Source organism: Ruegeria sp. CJ2, from assembly GCF_056536745.1.
Genome location: NZ_JBQFQF010000018.1, coordinates 1 through 21,087 on the forward strand (window position 1 = coordinate 1; position 21,087 = coordinate 21,087).

The 21,087-nt window shown below is 51.0% G+C and carries 17 protein-coding genes; 6 read left to right on the forward strand and 11 right to left on the reverse strand.

The genetic code is table 11. From position 1 onward, the window contains the following. Both ACR0MS_RS19140 and ACR0MS_RS19145 read left to right on the forward strand, forming a co-directional pair. Nucleotides 1-146, forward strand: a 146-nt coding sequence (locus ACR0MS_RS19140) for an integrase core domain-containing protein (protein WP_480579026.1), incomplete at its 5' end; no start/stop codon positions are given. Between the two features lie 112 nt (nucleotides 147-258). Further along, a complete protein-coding gene (locus tag ACR0MS_RS19145) occupies nucleotides 259-1,539 on the forward strand; it encodes a serine hydrolase domain-containing protein (RefSeq protein ID WP_480577584.1) in 1,281 nt (426 codons plus the stop codon). A gap of 79 nt (nucleotides 1,540-1,618) precedes the next feature. On the opposite strand, the gene ACR0MS_RS19150 is transcribed toward ACR0MS_RS19145, so the two are convergent. The 11 genes from ACR0MS_RS19150 to ACR0MS_RS19200 form a co-directional block, all read right to left on the reverse strand. Beyond that, the gene (locus tag ACR0MS_RS19150) at nucleotides 1,619-2,320 is read right to left on the reverse strand and encodes a hypothetical protein (protein WP_480577581.1); all 702 of its coding nucleotides are present in this window, start codon (nucleotides 2,318-2,320) and stop codon (nucleotides 1,619-1,621) included. 910 nt (nucleotides 2,321-3,230) lie between these two features. Next, complete coding sequence (locus ACR0MS_RS19155; RefSeq protein ID WP_480577578.1) at nucleotides 3,231-4,742, reverse strand: Na+/H+ antiporter NhaC family protein; 1,512 nt, start codon at nucleotides 4,740-4,742, stop codon at nucleotides 3,231-3,233. A 113-nt stretch (nucleotides 4,743-4,855) separates the two neighbouring features. Then, a complete protein-coding gene (locus tag ACR0MS_RS19160) occupies nucleotides 4,856-6,943 on the reverse strand; it encodes a mechanosensitive ion channel family protein (RefSeq protein WP_480577575.1) in 2,088 nt (695 codons plus the stop codon). Next, nucleotides 6,940-8,205: a threonine/serine exporter family protein gene (locus tag ACR0MS_RS19165; RefSeq protein WP_480577572.1), complete on the reverse strand. Its 1,266-nt coding sequence runs from the start codon at nucleotides 8,203-8,205 to the stop codon at nucleotides 6,940-6,942. Before ACR0MS_RS19165 ends, ACR0MS_RS19160 begins: the two co-directional genes overlap by 4 nt. Before the next feature lie 53 nt (nucleotides 8,206-8,258). Further along, nucleotides 8,259-8,711, reverse strand: coding sequence for a VOC family protein (locus tag ACR0MS_RS19170; protein WP_170782343.1), 453 nt, complete (start codon nucleotides 8,709-8,711; stop codon nucleotides 8,259-8,261). A gap of 72 nt (nucleotides 8,712-8,783) precedes the next feature. After that, nucleotides 8,784-10,142: a serine hydrolase domain-containing protein gene (locus ACR0MS_RS19175; protein ID WP_480577568.1), complete on the reverse strand. Its 1,359-nt coding sequence runs from the start codon at nucleotides 10,140-10,142 to the stop codon at nucleotides 8,784-8,786. 35 nt (nucleotides 10,143-10,177) lie between these two features. Then, nucleotides 10,178-11,068: a serine hydrolase domain-containing protein gene (locus tag ACR0MS_RS19180; RefSeq protein ID WP_480577565.1), complete on the reverse strand. Its 891-nt coding sequence runs from the start codon at nucleotides 11,066-11,068 to the stop codon at nucleotides 10,178-10,180. Between the two features lie 24 nt (nucleotides 11,069-11,092). Continuing rightward, the gene (locus ACR0MS_RS19185; protein WP_480577562.1) at nucleotides 11,093-11,425 is read right to left on the reverse strand and encodes a hypothetical protein; all 333 of its coding nucleotides are present in this window, start codon (nucleotides 11,423-11,425) and stop codon (nucleotides 11,093-11,095) included. Between the two features lie 63 nt (nucleotides 11,426-11,488). Then, nucleotides 11,489-12,493 carry a linear amide C-N hydrolase gene (locus ACR0MS_RS19190; protein ID WP_480577559.1) on the reverse strand — a complete coding sequence of 335 codons (1,005 nt, stop codon included), beginning with the start codon at nucleotides 12,491-12,493 and terminating at the stop codon, nucleotides 11,489-11,491. A gap of 66 nt (nucleotides 12,494-12,559) precedes the next feature. Further along, nucleotides 12,560-13,855 (reverse strand): serine hydrolase domain-containing protein, encoded by a 1,296-nt coding sequence (locus ACR0MS_RS19195; protein WP_480577556.1) that lies wholly within the window; start codon nucleotides 13,853-13,855, stop codon nucleotides 12,560-12,562. A gap of 441 nt (nucleotides 13,856-14,296) precedes the next feature. Then, complete coding sequence (locus tag ACR0MS_RS19200) at nucleotides 14,297-15,982, reverse strand: aspartate-alanine antiporter-like transporter (RefSeq protein WP_480577553.1); 1,686 nt, start codon at nucleotides 15,980-15,982, stop codon at nucleotides 14,297-14,299. 332 nt (nucleotides 15,983-16,314) lie between these two features. Between ACR0MS_RS19200 and ACR0MS_RS19205 the strand changes: the two genes are divergently transcribed. The 4 genes from ACR0MS_RS19205 (at nucleotide 16,315) to ACR0MS_RS19220 (ending at nucleotide 20,730) form a co-directional block, all read left to right on the forward strand. Beyond that, entirely contained in the window at nucleotides 16,315-18,486 is a 2,172-nt protein-coding gene (locus tag ACR0MS_RS19205; RefSeq protein WP_480577550.1) for an FUSC family protein, read from the forward strand. A gap of 13 nt (nucleotides 18,487-18,499) precedes the next feature. After that, on the forward strand, nucleotides 18,500-18,712 hold the full coding sequence (locus ACR0MS_RS19210) for a DUF1656 domain-containing protein (RefSeq protein WP_170782336.1): 213 nt from the start codon (nucleotides 18,500-18,502) through the stop codon (nucleotides 18,710-18,712). A 4-nt stretch (nucleotides 18,713-18,716) separates the two neighbouring features. Next, nucleotides 18,717-19,856 carry an HlyD family secretion protein gene (locus ACR0MS_RS19215; RefSeq protein ID WP_480577547.1) on the forward strand — a complete coding sequence of 380 codons (1,140 nt, stop codon included), beginning with the start codon at nucleotides 18,717-18,719 and terminating at the stop codon, nucleotides 19,854-19,856. A gap of 670 nt (nucleotides 19,857-20,526) precedes the next feature. Further along, nucleotides 20,527-20,730 carry a hypothetical protein gene (locus tag ACR0MS_RS19220; RefSeq protein ID WP_170787385.1) on the forward strand — a complete coding sequence of 68 codons (204 nt, stop codon included), beginning with the start codon at nucleotides 20,527-20,529 and terminating at the stop codon, nucleotides 20,728-20,730. The last annotated feature ends 357 nt before the right edge of the window (nucleotides 20,731-21,087 follow it).

Here is a 21,087-nt window from a genome sequence, read left to right on the forward strand (position 1 = left end):
TCTTCTACAGCCTACGCGAAGCTCAAATTCTGATCGAACAATGGAGGAGACACTACAACACAAAGCGGCCCCACAGTGCATTGGGCTATCGCCCGCCAGCACCTGAAACCACCATCCCAATGGATTACAGGCCGACGATGCACTAACAATCAAATTGGACCAGTCAGATGAGGCTGCTCAAACACAAGAGGCTAGACACCAGAGCTGAAGCATGGCTGGATTGTTCAGAGATTGTCTAGTCGGACGGAGATCCCCAAAATGAAAAGAAATGCAAACAAGCTGTTAGTGACTTCCGCTATTGCTATCGCTCTTTTGGCCTCCGGTGCGGTATTTACTGCTTCTACACAACCAGTAAGCGCAGAGGCTGGTTATTTCTGGGATGAAACCGTTGAGTCCGTAGATAGAAGCCCTTGGATATTCGAAGGCACAAATGTTTTTGGCGAATTAGCACGAGTTCCACCGTCAGATTGGGTACGTGCTTTGGAAAAAGCGGCATACCCAACTGAGCTTGAGACTTTTGTTTTCACAGCTAGCAATAGTGAAGAACGGAACATCAACGATTGGTTGCATCAAACGCATACCGATAGCTTTTTGATTTATCACGATGGCAAATTGGTCGCTGAAAAGTACTTCAATGGTATGAGAGCTGATACGCCTCACCGCATTCACTCGATCACCAAGACAGTGTTGGGTATGGCAGCAGGGCTGGCGGTTGAGGCGGGAGAATTAGATCCTAAAAAGCTGATCACCGAATACCTGCCAGAGTTGGAAGGCCCAGCATTCAAAAATACAACGGTTAGACACCTACTTGATATGACCGCTGCTGTTGATTGGAAAGATGCTTCTAGCGGCTACTTAGACGATGCTGGTGATCTGTTCTGTGCGTTTGGTCAGGACCTCTCTGAAAAAGTTGAAATTTGTGATACAGAGTCGGGCGTTAAGGAGTACATGATCTCTCTTAGTGATCGCGAGACCTTGGTAGAAGACGGTGAAGTTTATAGTTACCGTTCAGTGCTATCTGCGTTGCTGGGTATGGTTATCGAGTCGGCAACTGGAGAAAGCTATCTGGATGTACTGGCCGAGTTGTGGCAGGACATCGGTGCTCAGGACCCTGCATATAGCGAACTAGGGCCCAAAAGGATTGTGCAAACGAGTGGTGGGTTATTTACCAGCTCTCGTGACCTATTGCGATTTGGCATAATGATGCTGGACAACGGAAAGGTTTACGACACTCAAGTTATTCCTCCTGATTGGATAGCTGACACGATTCAAGCAAATGATGACGTTATCGCAGCTTATGAGAAAAGCGCATATGCAGAGGTGTTTGAAGGCTTCCACTACCGTAATCAGGTTTGGGTGAAAGACAGAGAAAAAGGTGCGTTTTACGGCATTGGTGTCTATGGGCAGCTATTGTATGTGAACCAGAAAGCCAATGTGGTTATGGTGAAGCTATCAAGCCAGCCAGACGTTCAAAATACACCTATGTACCTGGACTCTATGGTTGCGATGAAAGGAATTGCAGAGACTTTGAGTAAATGAATTTCAGATTATCTTAATCTGGTAAGCTGAGCCAAATGGCTCGGCTTTTACTTCGGAAAGACTTAACAGTGTCGTCGGGTCAGTACCGGGTGACCTCGACTGCGACCGCAGCAAACACCACACCAATCAACAGAGCTTTTGTATTCACTGCCGAAAAGCTGGGTAGTTTAACCCGAAGAGACAGGGCTATTATCACACCTCCTGTTAACCCAGTCGCAATTGAATAGATCATGCTACTTTTGTCTGCGTTGAGACCGATCAATATGCCGACTGCAAGCGACGCGACAAAGTATGCGCGTAGCCATCCAGACATGTGTCCGGGGTGGGTCTTATAGAGAAAGATATTCACCCCAAACAAATGCAATGAATAGGCCAACGTTCCAACAGCGTACAGCTCAGGTGATGTTCCCGTCGTTTGCATGACGGTAATGGCAAGCAAGCAGTTATAGGTTCCAAGTGCCACCGTGTCCAAGCCAAGCGACAACCTGTTATCGGCCCCCGTGTCGCGACTGGCTTCAAGCAAGTAGTAAATGAGAAATCCTAGGAGCGAATAACCGAACAGCGAGTTTTCCCATTTCCCATTTGCAGCCAAATCGGCCGACAACTCACCGATTTTTGGCAGTAAGAAAAGGAAAGCATAGCCAAGTCCGATCCCAGATGAAAAATCAGAAAGCCAGCCTGCCAGGGCGGGGAATCTCCGGTAAAAAGACACGCAGAAGACGTGAACAGTGCCGATGACTGCAATCGAAGTTATCGCAAGGTATGTCGACGCGTCGAACACGGCTAAGATCCAATGATCACATTACAATTTGTATGAGACACCCCTTGGAAGCAAAAGCACAACCCAAAAAGTGAAGAAGGTGCGGTTTGAATAGAACACTCAACGACAGCTTTCTTCTGCACTTCCGGCATTGATGCACGATGCAGAAAATTGAACTTAGGGCTCGCATTGGACCTTCGCTGCTTCCCGTGCCTACGACGGCACACAGCCCAAACCAGACATTCACAATCACGCTTTTCAGTCTTGCACCAAGCCATTCACTAGGACATGCGCGACGTTCGGGAAATCATGTTGTCTGCCGTAGCTGAAGCACTCTCGAATGACGTTAACGCGGACAAAGTAGCCGTTTGGTTTAACCACCCACTGACTACATTTCGATGAAATGAAACAAAGACCAATCGAAAAGCACTTTCCCATTAGTTGGGGGATGGCCCACTCACAAACCACCCTCCCAGCCGAACTGGACTACAATGGTCCAGGACGGGTGACTAAATTCGTTCAAGTGCGTTTTCGACCTGGCCACAAAACTTATCAATATCGCGCTTAAGCATATCGCTTTCTAGGGTCTCATCTCTGACCGCAGATAGTTCATCTACAACAGCCCGCACACCTTCATCTGGAGTTGCCTCCGCGATGCGCACCAAAGCTCGAATAAGGGCGGCCGTTACGAGGCCATTGCCCCTGGCTGCACGTCTTAGCGTTGGCATCGAGTCGTGGAACAGTGACTCTGCCGTGATGGACGGACAACTGATACCGCTCTGCCCTTCTCAGATCGCACAAGTCAATTTTTCGTTGGCAACTCACATATGCATACATATGTAAAAGTACTTTTTCATGTAGTTAGCCGCATAGTCACCGAAGTAACAACGCGTTCCAGAAAGGCACCCCAAGTCGGAAAATATGCGGTCCTCTAAGTTGAAGTTCGCCGCTGCGGGAGCTCGCTGGGTTCGGAACCATAGGTCTCTTCCGCGGTCACGGAATCTGGGATTTCATCCCGCTTGAACTTTGTAATTCCAATACCAATCAGAACGACGGGTGTGATCCAGAGCAGGACGGCGTAAGGCGCTATCGAAAGAACACCTATGCCCATTGTGCCCGCCACAAAGGCGCCATGAACGTTCCACGGAATCAATGGTGAAAAAATGGACCCTGATCCCGCTATTGCTGCTGAGGCGACATATGGTTCCAGACGAGCCTTTATATAGCGTTCTCGATAGGTCGCTGAATTGAGTATTATCGACATGTAAGGATCTGCCGTTGCCGCGTTCAAGCCAATACCAGTTACCGCTGTAGCGACAATCAGACGTGCGCCACCAGTGGCCCAGGCCAACAGCGGAGCAAGCAAACGCCTAAGCATCCCGGTAAACTCGACCAGCGCTCCAAATGCAGCGGCAACGAGTATCAACCAAATAGTCGGCAACATGGACACAACGCCACCGCCTACGAACGTGGAATCGAGTGTTTCACTCCCGCTGTTTAGTGAAAAACCGTTGCCCAATACTTCAAGTGAAAGCTTACCCCAGCCTCCTAACGCTCCAAGGCCCTCGTCGATCATTAATGCGTCAATCAGATCCTGCTGTGTAAATGCAGCGAGTACTGCCGCAGTTATTGCTCCTGCCATCAACGACAAGAACGCGGTCGTCCGCGCCGACAGCACGAGAACCAAGATGAGTGGCAAGAATGAGATGAAAGACACGGTAAAATGCTCGTCAATAGCCTGGAGTATTTGAGCACTGTCATAGTTGTCAGACATACCGTGTCGCCAACCAAGAAAAAGGAAAAGCACTGCGCTAGCAATCCAGCCAGGCGCAAGGACAGTACGTAGCGCGCGTGCGTGGTCCTTAGCTTCGGCACCCACCACCGATGCCGTGAGAATGAAGGTATCTGAAATTCGACCTAGGCTGTCCCCCGTAAACGCTCCACAAACGGCAGCGGCTGCTGTGACCAGTGGAGAAACTTGCATAGCTGGTGCGAGAGCTACAAACGGCAAACCCACAGCGGCTATCGTGGTGAATGAACTTCCAATTGCATACGAAAGACCAGATGCGACCACAAAGACGATTATGTACAGAAAGCGCGGCGAACCGTATTGAGCCCCGAAATAAATCACTGAAGCAATCGTCCCAGACATAAAAAGTGCTCCAATTAGAGCACCCACCGCAATCAGCACAAAAATTGTTCCCAGAGCTGAATTGATACTATCGGACATGACCGCTGCGAGGTCTTCGGCGGAATTGCCAGTCGTGATGGCGATCACAAGTGCAAGTGTGAGACCAAGCGTCATGGCAATCTGTAATGGACCATCTTCGGCTTTTTCACCGAACAGCAAAACTGATGCGAATATCAGTGCCACCATTCCGCCGACGGTTACGAGCGAGGCGATCAAAGAACTGGTGGTGCGAGATTCCACGTCATCGCTCATAACATCAATCTCCTGAGCCGATTACTTGAAGGTTCAATTGGTTTCCGGTTGTTTGTAGCTAAGTTCCTGAGACCAAACGGGAGTTTGAAAGTAGGACTTCCCACGGCTTTCGTTCATGAGGGTTTGTCATCTCGCGTTTGAGGGAGCGGGCTATTTTCTTCATCGTTAGGTGCACTATCCTCGCCGTTGCTTGTCTCTTCAGCTTCAGGCTCTTCAACGGACAACGGTTCCTCAACACTGCTTTTCTCATCGTCCGGGCCATCAAATTCCGGAGATCCTCTTGGGGGGTAACGTAACGTGCCCTCAAGCCTATCGCGTTCGGCAGTTGAAAAATCCGGGAATGGAAGATCACGTCGGCGGCGCCACTGCTCAACCTGTTCGACGGCATGCTTCGACTTTGCAGCATCAAGCCCTCCGTCCTGAGACATGTAGACAGTTTGGCTGGGAAACGCGAAGCCAGTACCCGAAGCTTCGACAATTTCCTTCGTTCTGAACAAGACATCTTCCTGAATTGCATAAAATGCGTTCCACTCGCGGGTTTGAGCGTAAACACGAATTTCAATATTCAGAGATGAGTCTCCATAACCAATAAACCTCACCCGCGCTGTATCTGAAGTGATACGTGGGTGTGCATACATCATTGAACGAATTTCGGCGAGAACGTACCTCAACTGGTCAGTATCCGTTTCAAGTCGCAAGCCAAGCGTTGTCCGGATCATCATTTCATCACAACGGGCCCAGTTGACGAGCTCCATATTAACAAACTTGGAATTCGGAATGGCTATCGTGGTTCGGTCCAAGCCACGAACGTGGGTTGATCGTACGCCAATACTTTCAATTGTTCCTTCCTTGTCGAGGAACGAGCAATAATCACCAACTTTCACAGCCTTTTCCATATAGATCACAAAGCCGCTGATCAGGTTCTCAAGGGTCGGGCGGATCGCGAGTGCGACTGCAAGACCGCCAACGCCAAGTCCTGCGATAATGCTCAAGAGCGGGAATCCGAGGGTTTGCGCTCCATAGGCGAGAATCCATGTGGCTCCAACAAGAGCGATAATATGGTTGAGCAACCGCATCATACTTTCATCATACTGACGCACGATGGACGTTTTTTTCTGGGCTACCCTGTCGCTCAAGAGGGACATAAACCGCCAGAAGGTTAAGGCCGCAGCTGCATAGATCGCGATTGTAGCAAAGAAGGTCTCCGTCAGAGCGAAAGAACCTGTCAAAAAGAGTTGGTTGTTAAAGAAATTGTTGAGCGCGAGTAAGATCAAAAGCGCAGCGCTGGCAAAAACGAACTTCCGTGTCGATTCTGGCATTTGTCCCGAAGCAACGCGACGGTTAAGCAGAAATCTAAGCCCGTAAAGAAGTACCAGAGAGATCATTAAGAAGAAGACAGTGAAACAAATCTTCCAAATTGGGGTTCCCCAAAAGATCTTACGGGAGGCGGGGGGAAGAGCGTTCTCGACAAACACAGGGATAAACGGACCACTGAGTTGAAGAAAACGAGTGCTCCATAACTCGCCGACGCGATGCGGTGACTGCATTGCAATTTCACGCAAGTAGCGTGGTGCGATTTGCGACGAACTCGCCGAGAAAAGAAACTCACCCTCACGGTTTCCGGCGTTGACCCTTTGGATTATTAGTGGGGTATTGGGCACCAAAAAAGTAGTTCGATCCTCCAAGTACACCGTCTCATCGTCGGGTAGAGCTTCCGCTTCTTCCGTTCCAACTTCACCAATGATGTCGATGAGAGCAAGGGCAGTTCTAATGCTCGCATCACGTCTCTCCGCCACGTTTTCTTCCGTTAGATCAAGAAGTGAAATGAGCGCATCACCGATTAGAACCAGTTGCTCCCACTGTTGAGCTGATTTCCCAACCTGGTATTCCAAGTAGATGCCAATGAGAGCTTCGCGCAAGTTTTCCAATGACTGCAACGTGTCTCGTGGCGAATGCGTCAAAACCGGCGGCAGGCTTTCGAATGGCTCAATATCTTCCGTGATTGCCTGCGCAATCGCTTGCTGACCGATAAACATCCAGCAAAGAAATGCTGCGATGACCTTTGTCCAGCGGCATAAACCAAGAACACTCAGCACTGACGTGCCAATAGAACAGCTTTTCGAAGCACTCTTCGCGCGAAAATCTGCTTGCTTTCGGGTGACGCGTAGCTCGTGATCTTGGATTGGTGGAACGATGATCATGCGCTCATTTTTTCCTCGAACCCCTTGATCCAATGCTTCCCGGAGATCATTCGTCCAATCAGCATCCCTAGGCCAATTGCGAGGAGATTGCCGAACAGCGGCATGAGGTCTGCAACACCTGTCATCTCACCATGAGAAATCCACGTTTCGATTTCACGAACACCGTGAGATCCGGGTGACAACGCAAAAACGACCGGCACCATCAGCACAAACGTCGGAACAGCGCGTGGTTTTTGTGAAATCCACAAGCTTACGTACATACACACCGCTGCTGAAACCAACGTTCCAAAGATACCGTTTGTGCCTATCGCTACAGCCTGCGCTGTAGCCGTGGAGAGCAACAAGACGCCCAGTGCAGTCAGGAAATGGTCCTTGTCCATCTGAAACGCCCACATGATACCAAGAAGGAATGGAATTCGAGCCAAATAGATGGCCCACCATGGAAATTCCTCGCCGTCGGGCGCAACAGGGAGAAGAGCTGAGACCGGTGTCGAAGTAACAACCGCAGCGAAGTATGCACCAGAAGCCAAGAGCACCAGTATGAAGACACTGTAGAAAAATCGATCTACAGCAGGCGACCACCTACCCTGCGCTAGCTCGTAAGCCTGCATACTGATGGAGTCCCCTGGGATGAAGACAAATGTGGATGCGATCAGCAAAAGCCCCGGTGCAGCTAAGGCATAACCTGTTTGCCAACCGACCATCGCAATCAGGCCACTCGCAAATGCTGCAATTAAGGGACCAAGCCTTGCCAAAGCCGGGTTCTTGTCCACGGCCAGAAACACGGCACCGGTTGCCATGCCCGTCAAAATGCCGAAAAAGATACCTTCCCACGTACCGACGACTTCAACAGCAAAAGCCGCTGACACCGAGACGACGCCAAGCCAAACGAGAAATGGCGAATAAGGAGGTTTACTCGACTTCAGATCAGAAAGATTCTTGCGGGCTTCTTCCGGAGTCAGCTTGCCTTCAAAGACGTCTGCTAGGTGGTTCTTTAGTTTTTGCGTGTTCGTGAGCGCCGGGAACCCAGGCATATCTACCTTCACGAGAACGGTCTGACCTTTGTACTCCAAAATTGCAGACTCTGCACCATAGACGACCGTGACATCCTTTACACCAAAAGAGGCGGCAGCCTTTTCCACGACTTCCTCATGGCCTACAACGCCTTCCCAGCTCCAAGATAGAAGGAGCTGCATCAGATCGACTAAGTATTCTCTGATCTGGGCGTCGGATTCCGCCTTGCCTGGTGTATTGTTAGTCACTTGTTTTCCCTCTCATACGCTGGTCAAAGAAAGCGTGGCGTACGCGCGGCCAACTACTTCATCTCTAAAAACTCTACTGTGATACCGTCTGAGTTTCGGACCCAAGCAACTGCTTTCACCGGGCTGGAGTATTGATCGCTGTCCACGTCAATGAAGTCACCCAGAAGCGCGAAGCCGTGCCCCGCGGCTTTGGCGACCGCAGCCTTGGCATCGTCAACGTAAACGCCGATGTGGACGGACCCTGTATCTACCGGCGATGAGGAAATGACCGTGCGATTGGATGGCGACTGGTAACAAAGCAATTCGATCCGGCTTCCGTTACCTTTTAGAAAGGCCTGCTCTGCCGTCGCATCCGGCACTCCAATAAGGCGTCCGATCACCCCCGGCACCTGCTGCCGGACTTCTACCTGATAACCGAGACATTCCTCGAAAAACTGAATGGTCTTGCCAATATCAGTGACGGTAAAGCATGTATGATTCAGACTAACACTGCCGCGTTGTTCCACGAACTTCTACCTCCGGTCCCAGAATAGTGGGAATGCGGGCCGCCCGAAAGCGTACGAGCGGCCCATCGATGTTCAACCGCCTGCCAGCTGCTTTGCCGCTGCGCGCATATAACCGGGGTTGAGGTCCGGTGCGAGATTGACAGGCGAAGTCGAGAAGAACACACCCACGACATCGCGAGCCGGATCGGTGTAAATGCCCTGATACAGATTCCCGTGCTTGAAAAGCGCTCCGTCTTCCCAAACTGCATCCCACTGGTGCGAGTTAAAGATTGGCATATCATTGCCAAAGCACATCTTTACCCACGAATGGTCGGTGAAGTCACCAGCAAGGTAGGCGTCCTTACTGCTACCAGTCTGCATTTTGCGCAGCACGTCGGACGAAACGATGGGTTCGGCCGCCACCTTGTCCCAACTTGGGGTAAAGATCAGCGCGTAGCGCGCCAAGTCTTCGAGCGTGGAATGCTGTGCCCCGTAGCCAATTGCCAGCCCGGCCGGGGACAAGCTCATCACCAATGGCGCGCGAGCACCGATCTTGGACCAGATGCGCTCTTCCACGACCGCAGTGTAAGCCTTCTGAGTGACCGTTTCGACGACCTCGCACAGCACTTTTGTAATAACCGAACTGTAGCGCGCCGCGCTCCCGGCGGGTTCACCTTCAAGCTGCACCGCACCGCGAAGGACTTCATTTTCGTTTTCCTTCACACCATCAGCATTCGGCACGTCAAAATCCGCCGCCAACATTCGCTGGAAAACCGACCTCGGATCCATCGTGTTCTTGGCGTCTTCCGTGATATCGAGACCGGAAGCCATGTTCATTGCATGTATCAACGGCACCGTGTCCCATGCAGATCCCTTGAGCCCGGATGCATAGTCTGTAATCGGCTTGGAGGTATCGAGCTTGCCTTCAAGCTCCAGCATCGTCAGCAGCGTTCCGACCATCGACTTCGCGACCGACGCCCATATGTGCACTTGCTCGGGCCGCATACCGGGAAATGCCTCGTAGACGACATCGCCTTTGTGAAGGATCATCACACCCTGTACGCGAGAATTGAAGTCGACAATATGTTCGTCCAGAGGCGCGGATTCTGTACCATCGCCAAGCGTGTAAGTTAACGCGCCCAAAGACGGATCCGGGCGACGCGTTAACTCGCTGACGGGACCGTGAGGATTGGCCAGGGATCCAGTGACGAATTCGGTGAAATGCGTTGTGTAGTAAAGCGCATGATCGCCGCCAAGCTGCATATGCGTATTGCTGAAATTTTTCCTCGCTGCGGCGATAAATTCGAGGTCAAATCCATCCCGCACAACGCTTATTGGCAATGAAACTTTAGCGCCCGGTACGCTCATTGGATCGTCTGGTGAATGAACAATACGATGGCCTATGGATGGCAGAAGACCCGAAATCTCTGCAACAGTAGTACGTGGTTTCATTTCAGTTACTCCGATTTACATTGCATTCATATTGTTCAGTCAAAAAGCCCCGACGTCGCGATGGGCCTCAGGTAGTGCATGATCGAATCGTCCGCCGCGTTCACCGAGAAATGCACAATAACCAAATCGCGAGACGGCGACGCATAGATTGCCTGCCGTTGGAAGCCAGCCTTGAACATGTCGCCATCTGGCCAGAGTACATCCCACTGACGGCTGTTCGAAATCATGGTGTCGTCATTGAGATGGCTCACCTCTTCAGGTCCGTAGCCGCGCATGAAGAACTCTTTGTCACGCGTACCATTCTGAATGCGCGCGAGGATTTCATCAGTCACCACCTGTTCCTTTGCTATCTTGCTCCAGCTTGGAGTGTAGAGCATCGCGAAACGTCCTAGGTCTGACAAACGACTGCTCAGCATGCCATGCCCAACGGCCAAACCAGTAGGCGTTGTATGAACAAGGAGAGGTCCTTCGAAGCCAACCTTCGACCAGACGCGTTTGTCCACCGTTTCCGCCCAGCGTTCACCGGTGATTGTTTCGCACAGCATTACAAGGACTTGGGTTGCCACGGATGAGTAATCGTACTGATATCCGGGTTCGAGCACCTTTTTGGCATCTCGCAAAACGTCCACAAAATCTTCGACCACTCCGTTATTCGGCATACCGAATTCGGCTGACAACATGCGCTGTACGATAGAACCAGGCTTATAGGAGATACCGTCCTGCATCTCCTGAACATCAAGACCGGTCGTCATGTCCATGACGTCAATTATCTTGATCCCGTCCCAGGCAGAATTCTTGAGTTCATCGACGTAGTCGCCCACCGTTTTCTGTTCGTCTATTTTGCCGTCGCTAATGAGCATACCTATGATCAATCCCGGCAAAACCTTGGCTGTAGACATCCAGACGTGGTTGTCGGTCGGATGCATCGCAGGGAAATTTTCGTATACGATCTACCCCTTGTGAATAACCATGAAAGCCTGCGCCCGCCCGTCGGGGTGAACCATGTACTCATCCAGAGTTATTTTGCCGAAATTCTTGGTTTCGGTGGCGATCTTACCGATTTCAGGGTTGATAGACTTCGGCAAGGCCGCTGGTGGTAACCGGTTTGGAACAACAGCTGTTGACGGAAAGGCTTCGGCCGGTCTGATGTTGACCCAGACAGATGCATCCCCTCCCCCCAACCAATCAGCGAGACTGGGATTGTTCTTGAAGCGTTTTTGCTCCTCGAGCGTGAAACCGTCTTTGAACGCCGCAACAGGTTTGGGGGCGGGGCCGCTGTTCATAATTGCTTACTCCTGTGAAAATCAGATTGGAGGAGACAGGATCTCCTCCGCTATTTTGGGTATTCACAATTCGGCTGGGTTGAGCACTGATCCGCCGCGCAACCACGCCAGTTCTTTTGACGGATTAAAGCAGTCAGAAACCTCTCCTGTTGCTCGAATGTCCTTCTTTAGATCGAACATTACGACTGGCGCTCCGTCGCTGAGGTTGAGCTTGTGCAAATCTATCCAAGCGACTGTCGGATTCTGAGTGAACTCGAAGTAGTACCGTCCATTGGTTAGATCACTGATGGTGCGCCAGCGGGTCGGGGAGACGTTGGGCCGGGCCGGATCACTAATGCCCCAGGGTGTCGACATGTTGCGAATGACGGCCAGTACATTTGCGACAGCCTCATGGTAGTCAGCCGGCTCCTCAGGCAGCGCACTGAGGTAATAGGCGCCGCGCACAAAACGTTCGTCGGCCTGCGAGCCGCCCGGAAGCGGTTGATCCCCGCCAAGACCAACATACTTCTTCATGTTTTCAAGCTGTTGTTCGTATGGAGGCGAGTTCGTCATGATTGTGACGTCACGGCCTTTGTGAACGCTGAACTCGCCGTCCAACACCTCGATTACCGCCGAATTTCCGGTCTTGTCGGCAATCGAGTAGTGGAAGGGTGACTGCACCTTGTCATCAAAATGCATCATGTAGATTGGCACGATCTGTATGCTGTCGAGCGCAGCGAGCACTTCGTCCACCGTCGCGAAGTTGTCGAGCATCCATTGTGCAAAAATCGAAACTGACAGACCACCCTTTGAGGTATCGCGAGCGCCAAAGTCCGACTCCGCGAGATACAACAGGTTAGCGTTCAATCCCGCTTCGTTCATGCCATCAGTAATTGCCGCGCCGTAGCAGGCCCCAACTATACTTCCGTACTTCGATGTCCAGGTCTCAGGATTGTGGTCTACCGCGCCGTCACGCTTCATCCCTTTGGGAAACGCGTAAACTTTGGTTTGCAAGCTCTCGAACCAATCCTCATTCCGGCCTACCAGCATTGGTTGGCCATCCTTGTTGAAAAAAATGCGCGAACACATGGTGTTCTCCTTGTCTCATACTCTACTGTTGATCTTGGCCTGACTGTCGCTTCAAAACTTTGAAGGTTACCTAGGCAGCGGATTACCGTTGATTGCCCGAACGATAGCACGCGCCATGCCTTCTTCCTGGTTTTCCCCATCACTGGTGCTGAAGAATGCCACGACGGTGTCGGTCTCGGGTGAGATGTAAATCCCCTGCCCGCCCACTCCGGCCTTGAACAGGTCGCCGTCTGAAAAGACAGCATCCCACTGGTAACGGTTAGAGATCGCGCCGGCATCATCCCAGAAGGTGATGCAGTTCTTCTTGCCGATCCAGCCCTTGTCGTACATGTCGAGATACGTCCGGTCATAGATCTTGGCCATGACCGCGTCAGGGATCAGTTGCTCACCAGCCAGCTTCGTGCAGCTTGGCGAAAAGGCCATGCCGAACCTGGCAAGATCGCGCAGCGTAGAGTTCATGCCGAAAAAACCGAGGGTATTTCCGGTCGGGCTGACCACGTAAAAAGCGTCATGCTCCATGCCAAGCTTAGACCACAACCGTTCTGAGAACTGCGCATAGAGCGGTTTGTCGGCGATCCGCTCATTAATCCGGTTCATGACAAAGGTGTCGATGGAGTTGTATTCAAACTTCTGATGCGGTGGAGAATGCCGCTCCATATCGCGCAAGACATCAACCCATGTTTCATTGCGACCGCGCACATCGGGCAACATGCCGACCGCGCTCGTCGCTGCCCAGCGAAACCAGATTTGGTCAGGATCGGTGCGCGAGTTTGGCTCCGGCTCATCGTGCTCTGTGCCGTTGAGGCCCGTGGCCATGTCCATGGCTTCGACGACTTTCACCGTGTCCCATACCGATCCTTGCAATTCTGTCAGGTAGGAACTGACCGGCGCGTCCACATCGACATTCCCCTCATGTTCATGCATCGCCATCATGGTTGACCCGGTGACTTTGGTGACGGACATCCACAGATGCTTCTCATGCGGTTTCATCGTGCGATAGCGTTCGTAAACGATCTCACCACCTTTCACGACCATCATGGCGTCGATTGGTTTGGTGGCAAAATGTTCATCCACGCTGACCCAGTCACCATGCTTGTTCCGGTATTCGATATTCCCGATTGACGGGTCGACTGCGTAGGGCAGGTCGACCACGGGTCCACCGCGCATTACCTGCGCAGTTGGTCTGATTTTTGAGAAGTTCACATAGGAGTACTGCGTTTCCGGTGATGGAAACTGAACCTTGACCATGTTCTCAGGCGCGTTCAGGTAGGCGCTGATTTCAAGCACCCGGTCAAGCGGCACGTTTGTACTGAGATCTTCGGGTTTCGCGAGGATAGGTCCATCGGTCGATGTATTCGCCATTTTTGCTCCCAGCTGTAATGAAACTTGCGTTTGTCCAATATCACAATGAAATCAAACAAGATCATGAATCGAGATAGATGCAACTGTTTTCTGGTCAAACTTGTGGGTCATTCGCTTGGCGCCCCTATCTTGACCAAAGGTGCCTTACCAAAGACGTGGAAAGTAACCTTCCCCCGGTCTTTCGCGTGATGGGATACAGCCCGCCAGACCGGATCAAAGTCGGTGAATTCCTTGGTATTGAGGCGGAAGCCTAAAGTTACCCCTGAAGTTTGCGAGTCGCCGTTGAAAAAAGCTGCCCACAAGTAGGCACTTCGACAGATTTTTCTTTTTTCGCACCTTCACCAGTCGAGAGATGCACGTGCACCTCGCGACCTGTTTGATCAACAGCAAGACAATACACAATCGATTGAGAAACCGATCCAGTGGCGGCAAAAAGTCTTTTTAGGGCACTATGGCCAGAATGACGAGTCCGACGACAATAAATGTCAAGCTGGATACAGCGCCGGGTAAGCCAAAGGCAACAGCCGGTGCGGAACTCTTGGCATCCTTGCAGACCTCAGCGATTGCGACGCCTGTCATAACGCCAGTCGTGGCACCGGCGTTCTCAGCCACGTTCAACCTCATGATGAAGTGCCCGAACAAGAAACAAGAAATCGTGCAAACCGTCGTCACAAATGCTCCGGCAATCAAAAGGTTTACCCCAAATGCCTGCATGGTCGAAATCAACGAACCACCTGCGCCAATTGCGACGGCCGCAATAAAGATTGACAACCCTAGGTCAGAGAGCGCAGTTGCCGCGGGCGCGGATACTGACCCCATGCTGGGGCTGCGGGTCCTTAACCAACCGAGAATAGCCCCGCCAAACATGGCACCCATTGCGGACCCCCCGAGGGGTGGAATTTCAATCCCGGCTACGGTCACTGTAATCGTACCCAATGCCGCAAATATGGCGATGAAAAACGAAGTATTCATCAAATCAGTTGTCATCTGGTTTGTGACCTCGTAACCGACTTCGTCGGCAAATATCGACACACACCGTGCTGAACCAAACACAAACAGCACGTCCCCAGCGATCAGCTCAAAATCCTCGTCGTCTATTGGCATTTCTGTACCAAGCCGCACTACGCGCTCCAGGCTGATACCGTACCCATGCTCGTTTAGCAGTTCCGAGAGTTTTCTGCCGACGTGTGCATTGTTAGTGAGAACGAGTTCTGCCGATGCCATATCCACGGCCAAAGCGTCAGTTTCCGCAACTTCCGGCCCCAGGGTCTCATTACCCCTCATGAGCAAATGGCTGGGCGCAAGGAAGGTCAGGATATCATCTTTCGCAAGGACCAGGTCATCAGTGACGTTCAAACGTTCTCCATTGCGAATTACCTGCTCAAGTGAAGGTAGAGCTCCTTCTTCTCGCCGCTTTTCAACGTTTTTGACAAGCTCGCCAGCTGTACTTCCGATGTACTTCGGTAATTCCAGCCTCCAGGCACGCACGGATGGCGCTATGCGCTTCTGGGGCACACTCCCGACTGCGTCAAGTTTCGCGGCTTCTTTAGCTATGTCTGCTCCCACGAGCGTTGGGCACAACTTAATAAGGATAATTAGTCCAAATGTGCCATACAGATAAGTGATGGCGTAGGCGCTGGCGAGGATGTTGCCCGCATCTGACGGCGCCAAACCCTCTGGAAGCTGAACCGATCCGGAAAACACGGCGCCTTGAGCGGCAGCTAGGACCGCAGATGTTGTGACCGCGCCGGCAGTCAGCCCACCGGCGACAATGTTGTTCAAGCCAAACACCAAAGCCATGAGATAAACCGAGACCCCAGCGACCACGGCAGTAAAAACGCACATTACCAAGTATTTGAAAGCCGACTTACTTGTTAAGACACGCACCAGTCCAGGTCCAACCATCGTTCCCAGAACAAAAAGGTAAATTGTAAACGTCAACCCTTTGATTATTTCCGGAACTTCGATTTGTGCCAATCCGATAACCAACCCGACAATCAGTATTCCTGTAGTTGGTCCAAGCCCGATACCGGCAATCTTCAGCTTGCCGACCAGATACCCCAATCCGATGACAACAAAGAGAAGAATGACAACATTTTCTCGAGCATAAGAAATCAAAGCTTCCACGCGTCTCTCCCGATCAGGCTAGTTCTTCAACTGCAATATTGCGGCACACTAATCGATGTCCAAGGCCAAGTATTCTGTCTCAAACACCACCGTCTCTGGCTGCTTTAGGCAAGTTATTCAGCAAAATATGACTTGTCATCAAGCGTTTTCAACAACTTCACAATGTAGGCGACCAATCTGTGACACGCGGCTGTCACACAGGGCAATACTAGCCAAGGAGGGGAGTGAACGCGCCATTTCAGCCTGTTTAGGATTGCAATTGGTAAACTCGTAAGATCAAAATACATTTCGATTTATGCATTCCAACGATCCCATCAAACGATGCCCTGACCATGGATTCCTTGCGCCTTAAATCTGCTATCAAATTAGCGTTAGCTTTGGTGCTCGCGTATTGGATAGCCTTGTCGATGGATTGGGCCAAGCCTTACTGGGCCGGTCTCTCAATAGTTGCATGTTCGTTGACAACATTTGGCGAGTCCTTTCACAAAGGACTACTCCGGCTGGGTGGCACGTTCTTGGCAATTGTCGTTGCGATTGCTCTACTGTCGCTGTTCCCGCAGGATCGTTGGCTATTTATCGCAGCGCTCAGTTTATGGCTGGCATTCTGTTGCTTCAATATGTTCCGAACGTCTCGCTCATACTTCTGGATGACTGCCGGATTTGTGGTGCCCATATTGGTCATTGGAGGCGGCGAAAACCCGGTCAATGATTTTACTGTTGTGGTTCTTCGAGCTCAGCAAACCGTTCTTGGTATTGTGTGCTTCAGTGTCGTCTACTCACTGTTATGGCCCTACAGCAGTCGGGAACAGTTCGAAGAAGAAGTACGCAAAGCGCTTACTTTGAAACGACGTCTTCTGATGGCGACATTGGACATCTTGACTGGAAATGAGCGCAAGGAAGACCTGCCAAAGCTTCGGATGCAGATCGCTCAATTGCACTCCACTGTCGAGAGGCTTTTGGATGCCGCAATTGTCGATAGTTATGATGTCTGGGATAGACGCATTGTCTGGCGTCAATTCGTGGCAAATATGGCGTCACTGGACCGAGAGCTTCAGCGCCTATATTTGAACGCAAGAGACTTGGAAATCTCCCGTGACACAGCCCAAGTCCAATCGCTTTGTTCCGCGATACTGAGTACCGAGCAATATCTTATTGAAGCAGAGAAAACTCTCTCCGGAACAGCATCGCAAGTTGGGGATCACACCGAAAACCAGGTTAACCAAGAAATGGTCAACAGCGGGCTAGGACACTTCCAACTTGCTGCCATGACTGCTACCCGTCACAATATCCAACGGTCGCTAGAATACAGTCGGTCTTTGTCAGAATTGATGGCCGACATCAAAGATGCAAGCCGGAAGGCAAACACCCGGCATTTGGCCTCCTCCCAACAACCTAAACCCACATCCGAATTCCTTGATCGGGATATGTGGAGCGCTCTAATCCGTGTTCAGGTAATATTTCTTGCGACAGTGGCGTGCGTCCTGTTTGTTCCAGGATTTCCCAATCCGGCTCTTGTAATCTGCATAGGCGTTTCTCTCGCTCTGAACCTTGTGTTCCATCCGCAGGCGTCTGTCTCCATCGCGTTGCCTTTCGCAGCGATTCTACTGTTGATCGTAGGAACTGTTCACCTTGTTCTATTACCTCTGTTGGCCACATTCTGGCAGCTAGCTTTGTTAATCTTCGGCACCACAGTCCTGGTGGCTTACTTAACTTCCCGCCCAGAACAAATGATTGTTCGAAGTTTTTTCCTGAACTTGTTTCTGGTCGGCCTTCAGATCGATAATCAGCAGCAATACAGTTTCCTCTTCTTTGCAACCATGTTCATCGGTTTGTTCTGTGTAATTGTGATCATCGAATGCACTCGTTTTTTCCCGGTTTCTTTAAGGCCGGAAGTCCGTGTGGAAGCTCTGATAAAGCGTTTCTTTTCTAGCGCGGATTATGTGGTCCGACACAGCCTCACCGACCAAAGTGAGCAACCAAACTGGTTTAATCGGATGCGCCTTTCGCTACATGTCAGCGAGATAGATAGCATTCCGACCAAACTTGTTCCTTGGCTATCTGCATTGTCGGAACCAGCACTGGGCAATACCAAAAGGACGGATGCGCTTCAAATCGCGGCAAGTTTGGAAGCGCTGAGCAGCAAGTTAATTGAATTTGCTGCAACCCGAAGACTGTCACAGGCAGCTTCACTGAGAGAAGGCGGTGGCGAAGCAATGAAGCAGTGGCGCTTGGCCGTTGCGGATGTAATGTTGGATATTGAACGCGACCCAGGGGGGATTGACCCTGAATATCTGCAAAACAGGCTTCAAAGCGCTACTGTAGCTCTTGAGAAGACTGTAGAAGTCCTAATTAACAAAGAGCCTAATTCAAATTTGAATACCGCTGACTACGAAAACATGTACCGTCTTCTTGGCGCGTATCGAGGTCTTGCGGAGGGTGTTTTGGGGTACACCGGCCGAGCGGCATTCATTGATTGGCCAGCACTACGAGAGTCCCGTTTTTGAGGTCGAAGAAAAAATGCTACCTGTTCCAAGCGAATTCGACTTTTTTGGCGTCTACCTCTCACCACTTTTCGTATCTTCCCTACTGGCAGTCGTTCTAACTATGATGACGGCGCGTGTTTTGAACCGTTTCCGAATGTCGCGTTTCATCTCTCATCCGGCGTTGGTTTTTGTTGCACTTGTAGCAATCTATACGTCCGTCATCGGAACCTTTCTTATCCCGGCCTAGTCAAATGAACCGAAACATCAAGTTGATCGTCACAGTTGCAATCGTACTCGTCGCTCTGGGCGCCGTGTTCTTGAAATATGCCAATTACGTTTCCAACCCTTGGACGCGCAATGGGCAGGTTCGCGCAAATGTTCTGGAAGTTGCACCGCGCGTTTCCGGGCCAATCGTCAACCTTCCGATACGAGACAACCAGTTTGTAAAGGCTGGGGATCTCCTCTTCGAAATCGATCCGCGCACTTTCGAAGCAGCACTGTCGCAAGCACAAGCGAGATTCGACAAAACCGTCGAAGATCTGGCTTCTTTGGATAAGCAAATTGAGGCCGCCCGTGCGAGTGTTCAGCAATATGAATCGTCGATCCAACAAGCCGAGTCTCAATTGTCATCCGCAAAAGCCCAGCAGACAGAGGCACAACGTCAATTTGACCGGGCCTCTGTTTTGGTAAGCGACGGTCGCATCCCCGAGTCACAATTCGACGAATTACAAAGAGATTTGGACGTTGCTCAAGCAAACACCGCCAGAGCACAAGGCGGAGTGGTTCAGGCCAAAGCCGCGCTCGCCCAAGCGCAGGCTTCACTGGAGGGCTCAATTGCAAGCCGCGGCGTAACTGGTGAGGAAAACTCAAGCCTCCGCGAGGCCAAAGCTGCTCTAGAAGCTGCGCGCCTCAACCTTGAATTCACTAAAGTACATGCCTCAGTTGACGGATATGTGGCAAATCTGACATTGCGTCTCGGCAGCCAGGCTGTCGCTAATCAACCGATCCTTGCACTCATTGATGCCCAAAGCTTTTGGGTCGACGCTTATTTCCGCGAAAACTATGTGGGCGATATATCCCCTGGTAATCGCGCCGCCATAACGCTCATGTCTAACCCCGATATCGTAATTCCTGGGGTGGTGGATAGCATCGGGCGAGGAATCGCAAAAAGTGATGGGAGTGTTGGGGTCAATCTCTTGCCAAACGTGAGTCCAACGTTTGAATGGATCCGACTGGCACAGCGAATTCCGGTAAGAGTAGAAATTGACCAACTCCCCGAGGGAGTCGAATTACTTGTAGGCACAACGGCGTCGGTTCTCGTCATGACTGGCACCGATCCAACGGAAACAGATGAAGCCTTACCACCGCCGGCACCGACAATTTTACAATAGTCGGGCTCCAAGACAAATATGGGGATTTGAGAAGAGGCCCCTGCCCTGCTGTAAAATTAGGCAAACTCTTGTCTAGTCTTTACTGACTTAAAACTTGAAGTCGACATCGTGCTCTCTAAGGAAAGCCAGCATCGATTCCTCCATTGCAACGACGACACTCTTGCCCTTCTTCTTGGCGATCTTATCCCACTTGCGATAAAGCCGCGGGTTCACTTTTGTGGAAAAGACTTGCCGGCGTGCAGCCTTTTTCCCTCTCTCCAGGTGCAGCTCAATCTCATCTTCCAGCTCTTCAGGGTCGAGCTCCCTACGTCTAAGCCAACATAGTTTTTCATGGTTGTCTCTCCTTCAGCTCAAGGATTCCGAGATACGACAATAGCCGCTCTCAATGCCCTTGAAGCCGAATGCTGAGCAGATACGCCATGTCCGCTTACTGCGCATTGATGTCATTGGGGCTTCGCGCAGCATCGGTCTATGTGGGCTCAATACCGTCATTTGCTGCATACTGAACGTATGGCCGCTTTTAATAGGGATCATTTGCCGCTGAGCCTATTATCGCGGCTTATGTCAAATCTGGAGAAGTTCGCTGGATGAGGCCAAAGTCAGCAATTCTTATACGTGAGATTAATTTCGACCTGCGATGGTTTCACGGTATTCTACATGAGGATTTGACATGAAAAAACTTGCAACCATTGACCTGCCCAGGACAAACGCAAACGCTTTTGAAGTGCTGGCGCGCTGCCAGTCCGCAGCCGAAAGAGCCGGAGCAGAACAAGCCAGAATTCAGGGCTTCCTTGAGGACGCCGTCCAAGGTGATTATGAGCACTTGTTGCGTGTGGTGAAAACCCACTTCGAGGTCTCTAGCGCCCGGACTTGATTAGTGAGGGCCTGGCATGCCGTCAGGCCACTAACTCAAAATACTCTCAATCACCAGTAAGGTTGCCTACACTCCCAATCTTGCAAACAACAAGGCGCCGTTGATCAACGATCCGGCGCCTTGTTTCCTTATAAATCCTTAGATTTGCGCGTTGTGGGCGCTAATGACTTTGTTAATGGGCGCAAAAACCGCCGAAATGGGTTCGTATTGCCTGGCGGTTCATGTCATTGTTCCGTTGGGCATAAATAACCCATAATCGGCAGCTCCCAAAATTTAAAGCATTGATTTTTATATATATTTATTATCACCCTTGATTATGCCGCGGCCACTTCGCCCATCTTGACAACTCATTGTCGC

What these genes read in the sequence shown, in the direction of transcription:
- ACR0MS_RS19145 (WP_480577584.1), top strand. Translation starts at nt 259, where the DNA reads ATGAAAAGAAATGCAAACAAGCTGTTAGTGACTTCCGCTATTGCTATC.
- ACR0MS_RS19155 (WP_480577578.1), bottom strand. Translation starts at nt 4,742, where the DNA reads ATGAGCGATGACGTGGAATCTCGCACCACCAGTTCTTTGATCGCCTCG.
- ACR0MS_RS19160 (WP_480577575.1), bottom strand. Translation starts at nt 6,943, where the DNA reads ATGATCATCGTTCCACCAATCCAAGATCACGAGCTACGCGTCACCCGA.
- ACR0MS_RS19175 (WP_480577568.1), bottom strand. Translation starts at nt 10,142, where the DNA reads ATGAAACCACGTACTACTGTTGCAGAGATTTCGGGTCTTCTGCCATCC.
- ACR0MS_RS19180 (WP_480577565.1), bottom strand. Translation starts at nt 11,068, where the DNA reads ATGCATCCGACCGACAACCACGTCTGGATGTCTACAGCCAAGGTTTTG.
- ACR0MS_RS19185 (WP_480577562.1), bottom strand. Translation starts at nt 11,425, where the DNA reads ATGAACAGCGGCCCCGCCCCCAAACCTGTTGCGGCGTTCAAAGACGGT.
- ACR0MS_RS19190 (WP_480577559.1), bottom strand. Translation starts at nt 12,493, where the DNA reads ATGTGTTCGCGCATTTTTTTCAACAAGGATGGCCAACCAATGCTGGTA.
- ACR0MS_RS19195 (WP_480577556.1), bottom strand. Translation starts at nt 13,855, where the DNA reads ATGGCGAATACATCGACCGATGGACCTATCCTCGCGAAACCCGAAGAT.
- ACR0MS_RS19205 (WP_480577550.1), top strand. Translation starts at nt 16,315, where the DNA reads ATGGATTCCTTGCGCCTTAAATCTGCTATCAAATTAGCGTTAGCTTTG.
- ACR0MS_RS19210 (WP_170782336.1), top strand. Translation starts at nt 18,500, where the DNA reads ATGCTACCTGTTCCAAGCGAATTCGACTTTTTTGGCGTCTACCTCTCA.
- ACR0MS_RS19215 (WP_480577547.1), top strand. Translation starts at nt 18,717, where the DNA reads ATGAACCGAAACATCAAGTTGATCGTCACAGTTGCAATCGTACTCGTC.
- ACR0MS_RS19220 (WP_170787385.1), top strand. Translation starts at nt 20,527, where the DNA reads ATGAAAAAACTTGCAACCATTGACCTGCCCAGGACAAACGCAAACGCT.